16 protein-coding genes are annotated in these 16,765 nt (G+C 33.5%); 12 read left to right on the top strand and 4 right to left on the bottom strand.

Annotated elements, in window-relative coordinates; all coding sequences use genetic code 11:
* Positions 1–161 precede the first annotated feature (161 nt).
* From V1T75_RS10665 to V1T75_RS10650, 4 genes are all read right to left on the bottom strand, one after another.
* Positions 162–2,600 (bottom strand): sodium-translocating pyrophosphatase, encoded by a 2,439-nt coding sequence (locus V1T75_RS10665; protein ID WP_330488527.1) that lies wholly within the window; start codon positions 2,598–2,600, stop codon positions 162–164.
* A 120-nt stretch (positions 2,601–2,720) separates the two neighbouring features.
* Positions 2,721–3,248 (bottom strand): inorganic diphosphatase, encoded by a 528-nt coding sequence (locus tag V1T75_RS10660; RefSeq protein ID WP_330488526.1) that lies wholly within the window; start codon positions 3,246–3,248, stop codon positions 2,721–2,723.
* Between the two features lie 103 nt (positions 3,249–3,351).
* Positions 3,352–5,880: a DUF5686 family protein gene (locus V1T75_RS10655; RefSeq protein WP_330488525.1), complete on the bottom strand. Its 2,529-nt coding sequence runs from the start codon at positions 5,878–5,880 to the stop codon at positions 3,352–3,354.
* A 76-nt stretch (positions 5,881–5,956) separates the two neighbouring features.
* Positions 5,957–6,937 (bottom strand): pyruvate dehydrogenase complex E1 component subunit beta, encoded by a 981-nt coding sequence (locus V1T75_RS10650; protein ID WP_330488524.1) that lies wholly within the window; start codon positions 6,935–6,937, stop codon positions 5,957–5,959.
* A gap of 213 nt (positions 6,938–7,150) precedes the next feature.
* On the opposite strand from V1T75_RS10650, the gene V1T75_RS10645 reads away from it, so the two are divergent.
* From V1T75_RS10645 to V1T75_RS10590, 12 genes are all read left to right on the top strand, one after another.
* Positions 7,151–7,891 carry an electron transfer flavoprotein subunit beta/FixA family protein gene (locus V1T75_RS10645; protein WP_330488523.1) on the top strand — a complete coding sequence of 247 codons (741 nt, stop codon included), beginning with the start codon at positions 7,151–7,153 and terminating at the stop codon, positions 7,889–7,891.
* A 104-nt stretch (positions 7,892–7,995) separates the two neighbouring features.
* On the top strand, positions 7,996–8,949 hold the full coding sequence (locus V1T75_RS10640) for an electron transfer flavoprotein subunit alpha/FixB family protein (protein ID WP_330488522.1): 954 nt from the start codon (positions 7,996–7,998) through the stop codon (positions 8,947–8,949).
* Positions 8,950–9,097: 148 nt separating this feature from the next.
* Positions 9,098–9,712: a bifunctional nuclease family protein gene (locus V1T75_RS10635; protein ID WP_330488521.1), complete on the top strand. Its 615-nt coding sequence runs from the start codon at positions 9,098–9,100 to the stop codon at positions 9,710–9,712.
* 15 nt (positions 9,713–9,727) lie between these two features.
* Positions 9,728–11,473, top strand: a complete 1,746-nt coding sequence (locus V1T75_RS10630; RefSeq protein WP_330488520.1) for a NupC/NupG family nucleoside CNT transporter — start codon at positions 9,728–9,730, stop codon at positions 11,471–11,473.
* Between the two features lie 104 nt (positions 11,474–11,577).
* Entirely contained in the window at positions 11,578–11,760 is a 183-nt protein-coding gene (locus V1T75_RS10625) for a hypothetical protein (protein WP_330488519.1), read from the top strand.
* A gap of 114 nt (positions 11,761–11,874) precedes the next feature.
* The gene (locus tag V1T75_RS10620; RefSeq protein ID WP_330488518.1) at positions 11,875–12,699 is read left to right on the top strand and encodes a thymidylate synthase; all 825 of its coding nucleotides are present in this window, start codon (positions 11,875–11,877) and stop codon (positions 12,697–12,699) included.
* A gap of 64 nt (positions 12,700–12,763) precedes the next feature.
* Positions 12,764–12,949: a hypothetical protein gene (locus V1T75_RS10615; RefSeq protein ID WP_073182575.1), complete on the top strand. Its 186-nt coding sequence runs from the start codon at positions 12,764–12,766 to the stop codon at positions 12,947–12,949.
* Between the two features lie 18 nt (positions 12,950–12,967).
* On the top strand, positions 12,968–13,453 hold the full coding sequence (locus tag V1T75_RS10610; RefSeq protein ID WP_073182576.1) for a dihydrofolate reductase: 486 nt from the start codon (positions 12,968–12,970) through the stop codon (positions 13,451–13,453).
* Positions 13,453–13,914 (top strand): GNAT family N-acetyltransferase, encoded by a 462-nt coding sequence (locus V1T75_RS10605; protein WP_073182577.1) that lies wholly within the window; start codon positions 13,453–13,455, stop codon positions 13,912–13,914. The genes V1T75_RS10610 and V1T75_RS10605 overlap by 1 nt, the downstream gene beginning before the upstream one ends.
* 7 nt (positions 13,915–13,921) lie before the next feature.
* The gene (gene gldA / locus V1T75_RS10600; RefSeq protein WP_330488517.1) at positions 13,922–14,815 is read left to right on the top strand and encodes a gliding motility-associated ABC transporter ATP-binding subunit GldA; all 894 of its coding nucleotides are present in this window, start codon (positions 13,922–13,924) and stop codon (positions 14,813–14,815) included.
* A 280-nt stretch (positions 14,816–15,095) separates the two neighbouring features.
* Positions 15,096–15,671 carry a DUF4255 domain-containing protein gene (locus tag V1T75_RS10595; protein ID WP_330488516.1) on the top strand — a complete coding sequence of 192 codons (576 nt, stop codon included), beginning with the start codon at positions 15,096–15,098 and terminating at the stop codon, positions 15,669–15,671.
* Between the two features lie 6 nt (positions 15,672–15,677).
* Positions 15,678–16,754 (top strand): hypothetical protein, encoded by a 1,077-nt coding sequence (locus V1T75_RS10590; protein WP_330488515.1) that lies wholly within the window; start codon positions 15,678–15,680, stop codon positions 16,752–16,754.
* Positions 16,755–16,765: the final 11 nt, after the last annotated feature.

The raw sequence follows: 16,765 nt of genomic DNA, 5'->3' as shown, positions 1-16,765 counted from the left end.
ATTTTTTAAATTCTGTATTGTTTTTTAACATTTAGGTTGGTGTTTTGTTTGTGTTTTAAGCTTTATTATTGAGTAATGTGTGGTGTAGGTGGTTTTTATAGAAAATAAGAAACCCGATAGAAATACTGCTATCGGGTGTAGGTTTTATACGATTTTAAAGTTTATTCTTTTTTTGAGTTTTCGTATTCTTTAATTTTTTGTTCAACTTCTTCTAAAGTGCCTTCAAACGTTTTTTCTTCAGTTGTTTCTTCATCGTTTTTAATAATTGTGGTAGTAATAATAGCTTTAGCAGTACCGTCGTCATTCTTTTCAATAGTTACTTTAACGATGTTTTCTAGTTTGTTTTCTGTAGTAAATTCAGCATTAGTAGAAAGTTTTACCTCATGCTTTTCTCCATTCTTGTCAATCCAAACTTTACTATTTTCTGTTTTTTCATGTGTATCAGAAGAAGTATGTCCGCCTAATATTGGAGCAATAACTAAACCAACTAAGCATGTAAGTTTAATTAAAATATTCATTGATGGTCCTGAGGTGTCTTTAAAAGGATCTCCAACGGTATCACCTGTAACTGCTGCTTTATGCGCATCAGAACCTTTATAGGTCATTTCTCCGTTAATTTCAACACCAGCTTCAAACGATTTTTTTGCATTATCCCAAGCGCCACCAGCATTATTTTGGAAAATAGCCCACATAACACCCGATACACAAACACCGGCCATATAACCACCTAGAGGTTCAGGGCCAAAAACCAACCCTATAATTACTGGGGTAATAATGGTAATTAACCCTGGTAAAATCATTTCTTTTAAGGCTGCTTTGGTTGAAATATCTACACATTTTGCATATTCAGGAGTACCGGTTCCTTCCATAATTCCTGGAATCTCTCTAAACTGACGACGAACTTCATGTACCATTTCCATAGCTGCTTTTCCCACTGATTGCATTGCCAATGCTGAAAATATTACAGGAATCATTCCTCCAACAAATAACATTGCTAATACATCTGCTTTAAAAATGTTAATTCCGTCAATTCCTGTGAAGGTTACATAAGCAGCAAATAATGCTAAGGCTGTTAAAGCAGCAGAAGCGATGGCAAATCCTTTACCAACCGCAGCAGTTGTGTTTCCAACAGAATCTAATATGTCGGTACGCTCACGAACATGATCTTCTAATTCACTCATTTCAGCAACTCCACCTGCATTATCAGCAATAGGTCCGAAAGCGTCAATAGCTAACTGCATAGCTGTTGTTGCCATCATTGCTGAAGCTGCTAAAGCAACGCCATAAAAACCGGCAAAGTAATACGAGCCATAAATAGCAGCAGCAAATAATAAAACAGATAAGAAAGTAGACTTCATACCTACCGCTAAACCAGCAATGATATTAGTACCAGCTCCTGTAGCACTGTTTTGTACAATAGCTAACACAGGCTTTTTACCTAAACTAGTGTAATACGAAGTTACCATAGAAATAAGAGCACCTACTGCCAAACCGATACAGGCTGCCCAAAATACATTAATGGAAGCAACTTCTTTAAAACCTGCGCCGAAGAATTTCATTTGCATGGTTTCAGGAAGCATCCATTTTATTAAGAAAAAACTTGCCGCTAAGGTTAAAATAATGGCAACCCAGTTTCCTGTGTCTAATGCTTTTTGTACTTGTGCTTCTTTGGCTGTGTTGTCTTTTATACCTACTAAAAAAGTTCCAATAATAGAAGCTATAATACCAACTCCTGCAATTACTAAAGGGAGTAAAATTGGGCCCATTCCGTTAAAGGCATCAGTAAATGCAGAATCTATCGACATATCTCTAATAACATAGTTACCAAGTACCATGGCTGCCAATACAGTTGCTACATACGAACCAAATAAATCGGCTCCCATTCCTGCAACATCACCCACATTATCACCTACGTTATCTGCTATGGTAGCTGGATTACGAGGGTCGTCTTCAGGGATTCCAGCTTCCACCTTTCCTACTAAATCGGCACCTACATCGGCAGCTTTGGTGTAAATACCACCACCAACACGAGCAAATAAAGCAATAGATTCAGCTCCTAAAGAAAATCCAGCCAAGGCTTCTAATACAACTGTCATTTCATTGTAAAAATTACCCCCATCTGTAATAAACTGACCAACGAAAATTAGAAAGAATAGACCTAGTCCTAAAACAGCTAAACCAGCAACTCCAAGTCCCATTACGGTACCACCACCAAAAGATACTTTTAAAGCTTGTGGTAAACTGGTTTTTGCAGCCTCTGCTGTTCTCGCGTTAGCATCGGTGGCTATTCGCATTCCTATGTTTCCTGCTAGAGCAGAAAAAATTGCTCCTATAATAAATGCAGGAACAATCATAATGCTGGTTGTTTCTACTACTTGAGAGATTCCGAATAAAGCTAATGAAGCAATAATTACAAAGATTAATAACAATCGGTATTCGGCAGCTAAAAAAGCAAGAGCTCCTTCTTTAATACTTTTTGAAATGGATTTCATTTTATCATTTCCTGCGTCTTGTTTTTTAACCCAGACCATTTTTATATACATAAAAACCAGTCCTAAAATTGCCAATAGTATTGGCACATATATCATGTTTTGTTTCATGTTATTGTTATTTGATTAGTTATAAGTGTTCGTAAATATAACAAAATCAATAACTAAACAAAAAAACCTCTCAGTTGTAACTGAGAGGTTTTGTATTTTCTTAGAGAAGAATTCTACAAATTAAATAGTAAAATTTCCTTTTGCTTTGTGTTCGCTATTTTCATAACGCTCTAAACATTTGTCTAAAATTTCGTATGCTTCATCAGCATTACCCCAATCTCCAATATCAACTTTTTTCTTCTCTAAATCTTTATATACTTGGAAGAAGTGAGTGATTTCTTTTTGGCGGTGCGGGTTTAAGTCGGCTATGTCATTATATCTATTCCAAATAGGGTCAGATACGGGTACACAAACGATTTTTTCATCTGGACCTTTTTCGTCTGCCATATGGAAAACACCAATTGGCTTTACTTCCATAACACACATTGGAAAAGTTGGTTCAGCACCCAATACTAATACGTCTAACGGATCACCATCTAACGCTAAAGTTTGAGGAATAAACCCGTAGTCTCCTGGGTACATCATTGAAGAGAACAACATTCTATCAAAACGAATTTTTCCTAAATCAAAATCGTACTCGTACTTGTTTCTACTTCCTTTTGGTATTTCAATTAAAACATCAACTGTTTTTCTTTCTTTTGCGGTCATATATTCTAAACTTTTCTTCGTTTTCTAAAATCGGTTTGCAAAAGTAGTAATTTATTAGATTTTTTAAAGAAAAAATAAAGGTATTTTATGGTTAAATGTATGATTATAAGCCGGGTTTAATTCCTATGCGAATCGCGAACTCAGGTGTTGGAGCAACAACTGAGCCTGCTGGAGGGGTGTAATTGCTTCTCCAAATAGCATCAATTCTTAAAAAACGTAAGTTACCATACCCAATATTTTCTAACCCAACGCTGTATTCATAATACAGTTTATTGGGGGCGTTGTAGTTAACATTATATGCTCCACTACTATTCATTAGCCCATCGTTTATAGCTCTGTTTTCTGGGGAGATGTTTCCGTATGCGGCTCTAAAAGAAACTAAACTTCTTAATTTTAATTTTTTTAATAGTGGAATTCTGTTCAGGATGTAACCGTTGAAGTGATGTTCAAAGTGTCCTGCTAAATATTCATCAGCAACAAAGTCGTAGTAATTCAGTAAAGCAAAAGTGTCTTTAACCAATGAAAATGTTTGGTTGGCAGGAATAGGGCTTAATAAAGCAACAGGGACGGTACCAAATGTTTTTCCTGCTTCGATACTTGCATCCAAAGTCCCAAATTTACCTAATAGAATAGGTTGGCTATATTTGAATTGAATTTTATCGTAACTGTGAGTTCCGTTAAAAGGGCCTTTATAGCCTTTTCGGTAATTTAGCACAAAAGTAGGGAACACATTTCTACCAAAACGTCTTTCTACACCTAGTCCATATACAAATCTACCAGGGGTAAAAGAAACATAAATGTCAGAAGCAACATCTGTGACTTGTGATTGAATATTTCCGTTTTCATCGATATAGTCCATAGAGAAATCTTTTTCAGATGCAGAGGCTATTTTTGAATGAGAAAAATTAAATCCTATATGTAAGTTCTGCTGAATTTGGTAGTCAAAATTTGTGGCTATTTTTTCAATGTTGGATAAAAAATAGTTGTCTCCTCTTGAAAATAATGCTGCTGTACCAAAGCTTCTTCCTAAAAGCTGAGTAGTGTTTAATAGAGTACTACCTAATTGTTCAATGTCGTTTTGGTATGCCACTCCAACAGCAATTCTAGGCTTGTAAGATAAAAGATAGCGAGCTTCAGCACCGTACTTTACCCGTTTGTCTTTAAATCCATAGGCAACATGACCACCTAGGCGAAAACGATCGTCTTTAGTGATGAAAGTTCGGAATCCCATCTTAGTTCTAAACCCTTCTACTTGGTTGTTTGCGAAAGCAGTCCATAGAGGCCCTATTTGCACACCAAGATTTGTGTTTATGTATCCACTAGCTACAGTGTTAATTAGTCCTGTTAGGTTTTTTATTTGTTTCTTTTCTTTAACGCTTTCAATTAACTTATATGTGTTTTTGCTTTCGTTAGTTTGAACAGCTTCCCAATACGATTCTTCTTTTTCGTATTGATCGGGTCTAATCTTTTCAATAGTTTGTTCGTAAAAGTTTTTTGGAAAGGCTTTGTTAAGAACGTAGTTTTTAAAAGTAATGTTCTTTTTAATTGTTAAACCCTTATTACTTTCATTTTTATCAATAAAGGTAAAGTCGCCTTCATAAGCATTTTTAGTAGGAATGTAAATACTGTCGTTTCTAACTTCAAACTCTTTTTCAAAAGTAAGCCCTCTTACAAAGTTTAGGTTGATGCTTTTGTGGACTTTCATTTTTAGTTTTTTGATTGAGAAGTTTTTGTCAGCTACCCAAAAATTTCCTTGAAAAGCTAAATCACCATCTCTTCTTGGAAAGAAAAAAATATTGTAAAGCTTTTTATTGTTGTTTACAATACTATCATAAAGAACGTAATCATAGGTAGAAAAACCATCAGTAGATAAAGGACTAACGAAGGGTTTTTGAAGTAAGTTGATGTTGTTTTTAAAGACGTCAACATTTTGAAAAGTATTCGCCATTCTGTCAAAAATAAAACCTTGAGCGCTCAAGCCTTTAGATTTTTCAGCTTCAATATCTTCTCTAATATTATTGTTGTTGTTATCTCCGTATACATTCGCTACTTGTTCATTTAGGTAAATTGGAATGTAATAGTTTATACCATCGCTATCATATTTTATTTCTTTGAGTGCTTGTTGATATTCTTTTTTAAAAATTTTTTTTAAGAAAAGGGTGTCTAAATTGTTTAGACCTATTTCTATAGCTGTATTTTTCTTGTATTGATAATGGTCAACTAAATCAAGTCCGTTTTTTCGTTTGCGTTTCCAAATTTCTTTTAGAATTCGATAAGCAGGGTTTTCCTTTTTCTTTAAGCGCTTTTTCGGTTTGGTCACAATAACAACTTCTTCTAGTTCATTGCTTTCCTCTTTTAAAACAACACTTAAAAAACTTGTTTTTTGACCAACTTTTATGGTTTGTGTTTGAAAGCCTACAAACGATATTTCAAGTACTCCTCTATATTTATTCGTTTTTAAATAAAATTTACCATTGTCGTTAGTGGTGGTTCCATATGTGGTGTTTTTTAGGATAACATTAACGTAAGGCATTGGAGTATTAAACTCATCAACTACTTTACCTTGTATAGTTAATTGTGCACTTAAAACACTGGTAGTTAGTAGTAGTAATAAGGTAAGAAGATGTTTCATTATTTTTTTTACTACAAAATCCTTTTGACGTGAGTCAAAAGGATTTTAATTTATTTTCAATTTCTTTTTTCTTCAATTATTTGCGGTACATTACCTCTTTTACAGCTGATACAACATCATTGGCGTTTGGCAACCATTCCTCCAATAATACTGGAGAATAAGGTGCAGGAGCATCGGCAGTTGTAATTCTTTTTATAGGAGCATCTAAGTAATCAAAAGCTTCATCTTGTACTCTAAAAGTAATTTCTGATGAAACACTTCCAAACGGCCATGCTTCTTCTAAGATTACTAATCTATTAGTCTTTTTTACAGACTCTAAAATAGTTTTATGATCCATTGGACGAACTGTACGTAAATCAATAATTTCGACAGAAATTCCTTCGTTAGCTAATTCGTCAGCAGCTTTGTATGCTTCTTTAATAATTTTACCAAAAGATACCACAGTTACATCAGAACCTTCTCTTTTAATATCAGCAACTCCAATAGGAATGATATATTCTCCTTCAGGAATTTCCATTTTATCACCATACATTTGCTCAGACTCCATAAAAATTACAGGATCGTCATCACGAATAGCTGCCTTTAATAAACCTTTAGCATCGTATGGGTTGGAAGGAACAATAACTTTTAATCCAGGACAGTTAGCATACCAACTTTCAAAAGCCTGTGAGTGTGTTGCAGCTAATTGACCTGCTGAAGCTGTCGGTCCACGAAAAACTATAGGGCAGTTAAATTGTCCACCACTCATTTGACGGATTTTCGCAGCATTGTTGATGATTTGGTCAATTCCTACCAAAGAGAAATTGAAAGTCATATACTCAACAATAGGGCGGTTACCGTTCATTGCTGACCCTACAGCAATACCACCAAAACCTAATTCAGCAATAGGAGCATCAATAACGCGTTTGGCACCAAACTCGTCTAACATTCCTTTACTGGCTTTATATGCACCATTATACTCAGCAACTTCTTCTCCTATCAAGTAAATGCTTTCGTCTCTACGCATTTCCTCGCTCATTGCTTCGCAAACGGCTTCTCTAAATTGTACTGTTTTCATACGTTTTATAAGTAGTTGTTTATCAAGAGTGCAAAAATAATAAAAATAGGAGTAATATTGTAGCTTTAAAACCAACAAATGATTATGTAATAATAATACCTTAATTTTGAGGCTGACGAATGTTGAATAAAAAATTTATTATGCACGCATAGTAAATTAAAAAAAATCCTTAACTTCGTCGCACAAAATTAAGTTTCTTTAAAACAACGATATATGAAAATATTAGTTTGTATCAGTCATGTACCTGATACTACTTCAAAAATCAACTTTACAGATAACGATACAAAGTTTGATACTAACGGAGTTCAATATGTGATAAATCCATACGATGAGTTTAGTTTAACTCGTGCTATGTGGTTTAAAGAAAAGCAAGGAGCAAGCGTAACTGTAGTGAATGTTGGAGGAGCTTCTACTGAGCCTACTTTGCGTAAAGCTTTGGCGATTGGTGCAGATGATGCAATTCGTGTAAACGCTGAACCAACAGATGGATTTATGGTTGCTAAAGAATTAGCTGAAGTTGTTAAAAATGGAGGATATGATTTAGTGTTAGCAGGAAAAGAATCTGCCGATTACAACGGGCAAATGGTTCCAGGAATGCTAGCTTCTTTGTTAGATTTTAACTTTGTTAATGGATGCGTTGGTGTAGAGGTTGACGGAACAAGTGCTACTTTAAATAGAGAGATTGACGGAGGTGAAGAAAAAGTATCTTCAACATTACCTATGGTAATTGCAGGTCAAAAAGGAATTGTGGAAGAAAAAGATTTACGTATCCCTAATATGAGAGGTATTATGATGGCACGTAAAAAACCTTTAAACGTGGTTGAGCCAATTGGAGCGCCAGCGGCAACAGCAACTCAAAACTTTGAAAAACCAGCACCAAAAGGAGCGGTTAAGTTAGTGGATAATGTAGATGATTTAATCGATTTATTACATAACGAAGCAAAAGTAATTTAATTTGCTATATTGTTTTAATAGAGTTTAAAAGTAAAGAATACAAATATTTGTTAGTGTTTAATAGTTGAAAAACAACCACTAACGACTAAAAAAATAAAATAAATATGTCTGTATTAGTTTTTGCCGATTCATCGGAAAGAAAATTCAAAAAAACAGCTTTTGAAGTTGTTTCATACGGAAAAAAAGTAGCAGAACAATTAGGAAGCGATTTAATAGTATTAACTATTAATGGAGGGGATGCTTCTGAATTGTATACTTATGGAGCAGAGAAGGTAGTAGAAGTAAAGAATGACTTAGCTTCATTTAATGCTAAAGGATATGCTTCAATTATTAAACAAGTTGCTGAAGCAAAAGGAGCAAACACAGTAATTATTGACTCTAGTGTTGATGGATTAACTGTAGCACCGTTAGTTGCTGTAGGTTTAGAGGCAGGGTACGCTTCAAATGCGGTAGCATTACCAAGTAGCACAAGTCCTTTTGTCGTTAAGAGAAAAGCATTTTCAAACAAAGGATTCAACAATACTGAAATCTCAACAGAGAAAAAAGTAATTGGCGTAGCTAAAAATTCTTACGGAGCGCATGAAAATACAGTAAGTGGCTCTGTTGAAAGTTTTGATGCTGCATTACCAGAGTTAGGAATAAAGTCAGAAAGTATGAATAGAGCAACGGGTAAAGTTACCATTGCTGATGCTGATATCGTTGTTTCTGCAGGTAGAGGTTTAAAAGGACCTGAAAACTGGGGAATGGTAGAAGAGTTAGCAGATGTTTTAGGTGCTGCAACGGCATGTTCTAAGCCAGTGTCTGATTTAGGATGGCGCCCACATAGCGAACACGTTGGTCAAACAGGTAAGCCTGTGGCTTCAAATTTATACATTGCTATCGGTATTTCTGGTGCAATTCAACATTTAGCAGGAATTAACGCATCTAAAGTAAAAGTAGTTATCAATACAGATCCTGAAGCTCCTTTCTTTAAGGCTGCTGATTATGGTATTGTTGGTGACGCTTTTGAAGTTGTACCTCAGTTAGTAGAGAAATTAAAAGCTTTTAAACAAGCATAAAATAGTGGTAATTTTTTCTTTTTCTAGAAATTAGAGTACAACTCATAATTTTTAGTAAATTGTGCCCACTTTAGAAGGCTGTCTAAAATTTTAAGCAAAAGGCCTAAATTTAGACAGTTTTTTTGTATTTTATGATGATTGATCGTACATGAGTTTAATTAAACTAACTATAAAAGGGATTTCGTATAGCCAAACACAAAGTGGGGCATATGCTTTAGTGCTGAGTGAAATGGAAGGAACCAGAACACTTCCTATAATCATAGGAGCGTTTGAAGCACAATCAATAGCTATAGCTTTAGAAAAGGAAATCCGTCCGCCTAGACCCCTAACTCACGATTTATTTAAAACATTTTCAGATCGTTTTTCCATTATTGTTAAACAAGTAATTATACACAAATTAGTTGATGGTGTATTTTATTCAAGTTTAATTTGTGAACGTGAAGGAGTAGAGGAAGTAATTGATACAAGAACATCCGATGCTATTGCGTTGGCAGTTCGATTTGAAGCGCCAATTTTTACCTATGAAAACATTTTAGATAAAGCAGGGATTTATTTAAAAATGGATGAGGAATTAACGATTGAAGAAGACCTAGAGACTGATGAAGATGAAATTGAGTTTTCAATAGAAGAGGAAGAAGAAGATCAGGGGAACTACTCACACTTATCACTTAAAGAATTACACGAACAACTTAACGATGCTGTAGCCAATGAAAACTACGAATTGGCGGCTAAAATTCGTGATGAAATCAGCAAACGTTCTTAATTTAAAATATTTAAAATGAAGAAACTATTTACTTTCATAATGCTTTGCGTTACGATGATAACTTTTAGCCAAAGCATTGAAAAAAAGTGGAATTTCTCATCAATTACAACAACAGAGGGAGATTCAATTGTTTCTATAGATCCTACAGATGTTTTTACCTTATTAGAAGGCAATTTTACATACTCATTAGTAGCAAAAGATAGTTTACAAGCTTCAGGAAACTATATTCATCAAAATAACTTATTAATTTTTAACTACAAACAACCTAACGATACAGTTCGTTATTACAATGTAGTTGAGTTAACAGATGAAGTATTGATACTTTCAGAAAAAAACATACTTTATAACTTTACAACAGCGCCAAAAGTAGTTTCTGCTCAAGATGCTGAAAAAGAAATCGCAAGTACAAGTGAAATAATTCCAAGTCAAGGTTTCTCAATGCAAAGTTTATGGAGAGGAGCTTTAGGAATGGTAACATTATTAATTATAGCTTTTTTATTTAGTGCAAACCGAAGAGGGATTGACTGGAAAACGGTAGGGTTAGGATTGGCTTTTCAGTTACTAATAGCAATTGGAGTTTTAAAAGTTCCTTTTGTACAAAAAACGTTTGAGCTGGTAGGAGGCTTGTTTGTAAGTGTATTAGATTTTACCAGAGCAGGAAGTGAGTTTTTATTTAGTGGTTTGGTTGCTGATATGGATTCTTTTGGATTTATTTTTGCTTTTCAAGTATTGCCAACAATTATATTTTTCTCGGCACTAACATCAGTATTGTTCTATTTAGGGTTAATTCAAAAAATAGTAAAAGGGTTAGCTTGGTTGTTGTCTAAATTTTTAAAGATTTCTGGAGCAGAAAGCTTATCGGTAGCAGGAAATATTTTCTTAGGACAAACAGAAGCTCCTTTATTAATCAAGGCATATTTAGAAAAAATGAACCGTTCTGAAATCTTGTTAGTAATGATAGGAGGAATGGCCACGGTTGCAGGAGCCGTGTTAGCAGCGTATATAGGCTTTTTGGGAGGAGATGATGAAGCGTTACGTTTATTATATGCAAAACACTTATTAGCAGCATCTGTAATGGCAGCGCCGGGAGCTATTATTATTTCTAAAATACTATATCCGCAAACTGAAGAAGTCAACACAGATGTACAAGTTTCATCAGAAAAAATAGGTTCAAATATCTTAGACGCTATTGCTAACGGAACAACTGAAGGATTGCAATTAGCAATGAACGTAGCAGCAATGTTGTTAGTGTTTATTGCTTTTATAGCCATGATAAATGGTATTTTAGGAAGTCTAGGAGGGTTTGATGGAATTGAGTATTTTAATTGGAAATTTACTTCTTTAAACGAACTAATTGAAGGAGCTACCCCATATGAAGCCCTGTCATTAGAGTTTATTTTAGGATATGCTTTTGCACCTTTAATGTGGTTAATTGGAGTTGCTAAAGAAGACATGGCATTAATGGGACAGTTATTGGGTATTAAATTGGCTGCAAGTGAGTTTGTAGGATACATCCAGTTGGCCGATTTAAAAAATGTAGCGAGTGCTACACATTTAACATATAATAAATCAGTAATTATGGCTACCTATATGTTGTGTGGTTTTGCAAATTTTGCCTCTATTGGAATTCAAATTGGAGGTATTGGTTCTTTAGCTCCAGGTCAACGTAAAAACTTATCTGAGTTCGGAATGAAAGCTCTAATAGGAGGTACTATAGCTTCGTTAATGTCGGCAACCATAGCAGGAATGATTATAGGATAAAATATTGGTGTTTTGTAATTTGTTGTTTTTTAAGGAGATAATTTTATTTGTTCACTTTTTTTGATATATTTATACCAATATTAACCCCCAAAATTAAATCTATCATGAAAAAACTAAAAAGTTTAAAAGGAATTAAAACGTTATCAAAAAGCGAACAAAACCAAATTAACGGAGGAGGCTATACCTACTGTAAAGGACCTCGTTTATGTTGTACTAGATTTGCAAATGGTCAAGAGTTTTGCGACTATGGTTACTGCCAAAGTAATGGAACTTGCGTTTGGGCATAGTTATAGTTGATAACTTATTAATATAATTTTAAAAGCATTTACATTTTTTGTAGATGCTTTTTTATTTTTACGTTGTTAAACAATTCAACAATTTTAACGATTAAACGTAGAAGGATGAAGCAGTATCACGATTTAGTAAAACACGTTTTAGAAAACGGAAACGAGAAAGGAGATAGAACAGGAACAGGAACTAAAAGTGTTTTTGGATATCAAATGCGATTTGATTTAAGTGAAGGATTTCCAATGGTAACAACTAAGAAGTTACACTTAAAATCGATTATTTATGAATTATTATGGTTTATAAAGGGAGATACTAATATTAAGTACTTGCAAGAAAATGGCGTGCGTATTTGGAATGAATGGGCAGATGCGAATGGAGATTTAGGACCAGTATACGGACATCAATGGCGTAATTGGAATAGCGATGATATAGATCAATTAAAAGAAGTAATTGAAGCCTTAAAAAAGAATCCTAATAGTCGTAGAATGCTTGTGTCTGCATGGAACCCCTCTGTTTTACCAGATACTACTATATCGTTTGCAGAAAACGTAGCAAACGGTAAAGCAGCACTTCCACCATGTCACGCATTTTTCCAATTTTATGTAGCAGAAGGAAAGCTTTCATGCCAATTGTACCAACGTAGTGCAGATATATTTTTAGGAGTTCCCTTTAATATAGCATCGTATGCTTTATTTACAATGATGGTTGCTCAAGTTTGTGGTTATGAAGCAGGAGAATTTATTCATACATTTGGCGATGCTCATATATATAATAATCATATGGAGCAATTAGAGCTGCAATTATCACGCGAATTGAGACCTCTTCCGAAAATGAAAATAAATCCAGCCATAAATAATATTGAAGAATTTACTTTTGAAGATTTTGAGTTACTTGGTTATGACCCGCATCCACATATAAAAGGAGTTGTAGCAGTATAATTTAACTTTATTTTATATATATTGTTTAGTAGCTTTGTAAGAAACCACCAAAAAAGTTATAAAAATGAATATAGACGTTGATGTTTTAAAAGAAGATCTCTACGACAAAATAGCTGAAATTAACGATGAAAATGTATTAAAAGCAATTCATACATTGGTTGATAACATGAGAAATGAAACTTTTGAAGAAGCTACAACAGAGAAACGAGATCTTACAGGATATATTAAAGAATGGGTGAAAAACATGTAAGCAACACATATTAAATTTATGATTACACTCATCGCTGCAATTGCAAAAAATAATGCGTTAGGAAAAGATAATGATTTAATTTGGCACCTACCTGCCGATTTAAAACGTTTTAAAAAAGTTACGACAGGACATCCTATTTTAATGGGGCGCAATACTTTTGAAAGTATTGGAAAACCTTTACCTAACCGTACATCCATAATCATCACTAGAAATAACAACTACTTTATTGATGGCTGTTTAATTGCCAACAGTATTGAGCAAGCCATAGAGTTAACAGGTGGAAAGGATGCATTTATTATAGGAGGAGCACAAATTTATAAGGATGCTCTAGAACAAAACTTAGTTGATAGGTTAGATATAACTGTTTTACATCACGAATTCGAAGCAGATGCTTTTTTCCCTGAAATAGATATGGGAATATGGAAAGAAGTAGCAAGGGAAGACTTTAAAGCTGACGATAAAAATAAATACGATTATAGCTTCGTTTCTTATGAAAGAAGGTAATGGAATTTAAAGAAGTAAATAAATTATCTCCACTTTTTAAAGAACAGGTTAGGTTACTTTGGAATCGTGAATACCCCTATGTAATTGCACAGAAAAGTAATAAAGACTTCAATGAATATTTAGGATCGTTAAAGAATAAAAACCACCTTTTAGTCCTTGAAAAGAATCGAGTACTGGGTTGGTGTTGTGATTTTATTCGTGAAGGAGAATGTTGGTTTGCGATGATTTTAGATACAGAAATTCAAGGAAAAGGAATAGGAAAAAGATTAATTGAAAAGTTAAAAAAGAGGCATAATAAATTAAATGGTTGGGTAGTCATAGAGGAAAGTTATGTAAAAGAAAATGAGCAACCATATAAATCACCAATAGGCTTTTATAAGAAACTAGGATTCACCGTTTTTGAAAAAGAAAAGCTCGATTCATCAATATTAAATGCTGTGAAAATTCAGCTGAAATCATAAGAACTAAATGTCGATAGAACTTACCTCAATAATAAAAAGATACGGAACACAAAAGGCGGTTAATAATATTTCTTTTTCAGCAAAAAAAGGAGAAATAGTAGGGTTTTTAGGCCCCAATGGAGCGGGCAAATCTACAACAATGAAAATCTTAACAGGATTTATTCAGCCTTCGGAAGGAACTGTATTGGTTAGTGGAATTGATGTAATTTCGAATCCTATAGATGCGCAAAAAAAAATAGGTTATTTGCCTGAACATAATCCGTTATATTTAGATATGTATGTGCGTGAATATTTACAGTTTCAAGCATCTTTACACAACGTAGAAAAGTCTAAAATTAATGAAACTATTGAAAAAGTAGGGTTAACGATTGAAGCACATAAGAAAATAAATCAATTATCTAAAGGATACCGTCAGCGTGTAGGTTTAGCTGCTGCTATTTTACACAACCCAGAAGTGTTAATTTTAGATGAACCTACTACAGGATTAGACCCAAATCAATTGGTTGATATCCGTGAATTAATAAAAGAGCTAGGAAAAGATAAAACAGTATTGTTATCTACACACATTATGCAAGAAGTAGAGGCTATGTGTGACAGAGTTATAATTATTAATAAAGGAGAAATAGTAATTAATAAACCTATTTCAGAACTTAAAACAGATAATGAACAAGTAATTAAAGTAACGTTTGATTATAAATTGGAAGAGCAGTTTATAAAACGTTTACCCAATATAATATCATACAAAAACACTCTAGAAAATAATTGGATACTCGTTTTTAATTCAGTTGACGATATGCGTCCTGTAATTTTTGATTTTGCACAAGAAAACGGATTAAAAATTCTAGGGCTAAATACCGAAAACAAAAACTTAGAAAGTTTATTTAGAGAGTTGACTCAATAGAAAAATAACAACCTAAAAAGAAAGAACTCCTTGCATATACAGTATGTAAGGAGTTTTTTGTTTGACTTGAGATTTTCAAAATTTAAGCCTTACTATTTAAAAAAGTAAGGGTGATTTTCCCCTTTTTAGCACCAGTAATTCTATTTGAAAATTTTTAGGAGAAACTACTTTTTTAAAAGAGTTTTTCATTGCGGTTATTCTTCATAAGAGCAATTAATTTTACAATGCCTGATTGCTAACCCTTCAATCTGCAAGTAAAACTAACCAAACTTACGATCAAATGATTTTTGAAATATTACAAATCATTACCGAAGAATTAAACGGCTATTTCGATGAAAAAGCTGTCGACTTATCAAATATAGCCATGGCAGAAGGAGATGGCAATGCTCCAGCAAATAATCCTGATGTTTCATTAACATTAATCAATACGCAAGAAGAGTTTGCTTTAAAAAATACTTCTAATAATCGTGTTGAAGGAACTTCAGTAAGTTATAGAAATCCAAAAGTATATCTAAACCTTTATGTGCTGTTTAGTGTAGACAAATCTAGTTATGCAGAATCTTTAAAAAGTTTAACTAAAATATTGGCTTTCTTTCAAGGTAAAAAAGTATTCACCCATCAAAACACCAATTTTGAAGGAATAGACGGGCTAGGTGATTTGAAGACTTTTAAATTCATTACACAATTATACACACCATCTTTTGAAGAGCTAAATTATATATGGGGAACCTTAGGGGGTAAACAATACCCGTCAGTACTCTATAAAATAACATTACTGGAAATAGAAAGAAATCTTATAACAAAAGAAGGTACTGTAATCTCTGGTATTGAACAACAATCAATAATTAAAAACTAAAAGATTATGTACAAAACACTGTTCAATATCAACATATATCACTCTTATTTTTTAAATGAAGGAGAACGAACTTTTTTTGAGTTCAATGGAGGTAATAATGGAGTAACACCTCTTACAGAGGAAGAAAAAAAACGTTTAGAAGAACAATATGATATTAGCAAGTTTCTATCAATTCAACCTACTCAAGAAACCAAAAAGAGGTTAAAAAATCATAGACTATTGCTTAGAAACCATAAAAAAGGCGTTCGAGTACTATCGGAAACTACAAAAGTAATTGCTGAAGAAGGAAATAAGGAAGTAGATAGGTATAGTCCTATAATTACATTACCCGATTCACTAACACTAACTTTTTATGTAAAAGTACACCATTCTTATTTTGAAAATTTTTCAAACATAATTGAAAAGAAAGAGCAGCAATTATACTACTTATCAAACAAAACTTCTTCAGCAATCAATTTATTTGAAGCCATTTCTGAGGTGAAAAAATGGAGTTCATTTTTGATTTCAGAAAGTGAAACAAGAAAGTTGCTACATCAATTGGAAAGTGAAAAAGAGTTTCAAACAACCACCCCAAATTTGGTAAGCATAGCAAATATAGCTGCTTTTCAGTTAGAGACTATAGAAGCTAAATTAATGAATGCTACTCCTTTAAATGAAGAAGAACAAGAGGTTGTAAACACGATTAATTCCTTTGTGAAAAGCATTAAAAATAAAGGAGTAATAGGCCTTGTACAAGTCCAGATATTAGGAAATGACAATACAAATCTAACAGAAGAAGTGTTTGTTAAGAATAAGGAAACTCAGCTGTTTGATGTGTTAGAAAAATGCTTGTTAGAAACGCCTCCTCAGTTTGCTGTTTGTATTGAAAATAGAGCCACTTTTTGGCGCTATACCAAAACAAGTGAAAGTCTTGTGATGACTACTTCAGAAGAAAGGCCTTTAACATTCAATGGACGTGTTGAGATAAATAAACAAGACGTTTCGCCACAACCACAAAACGATTATTATTTCCCAAATCCTACTCCTGAGAGTATTACCCTAGATCCAGATAATCAAAATTATTATTCGGAAGTATTTATATAAACAAAAATTAA

It is taken from the genome of Tenacibaculum sp. FZY0031 (genome assembly GCF_036350695.1).
In the GTDB taxonomy this organism is placed as follows: domain Bacteria; phylum Bacteroidota; class Bacteroidia; order Flavobacteriales; family Flavobacteriaceae; genus Polaribacter.
Note: the sequence above shows the minus strand (reverse complement) of the source record. Positions and strands in the feature narration are given on the sequence as shown.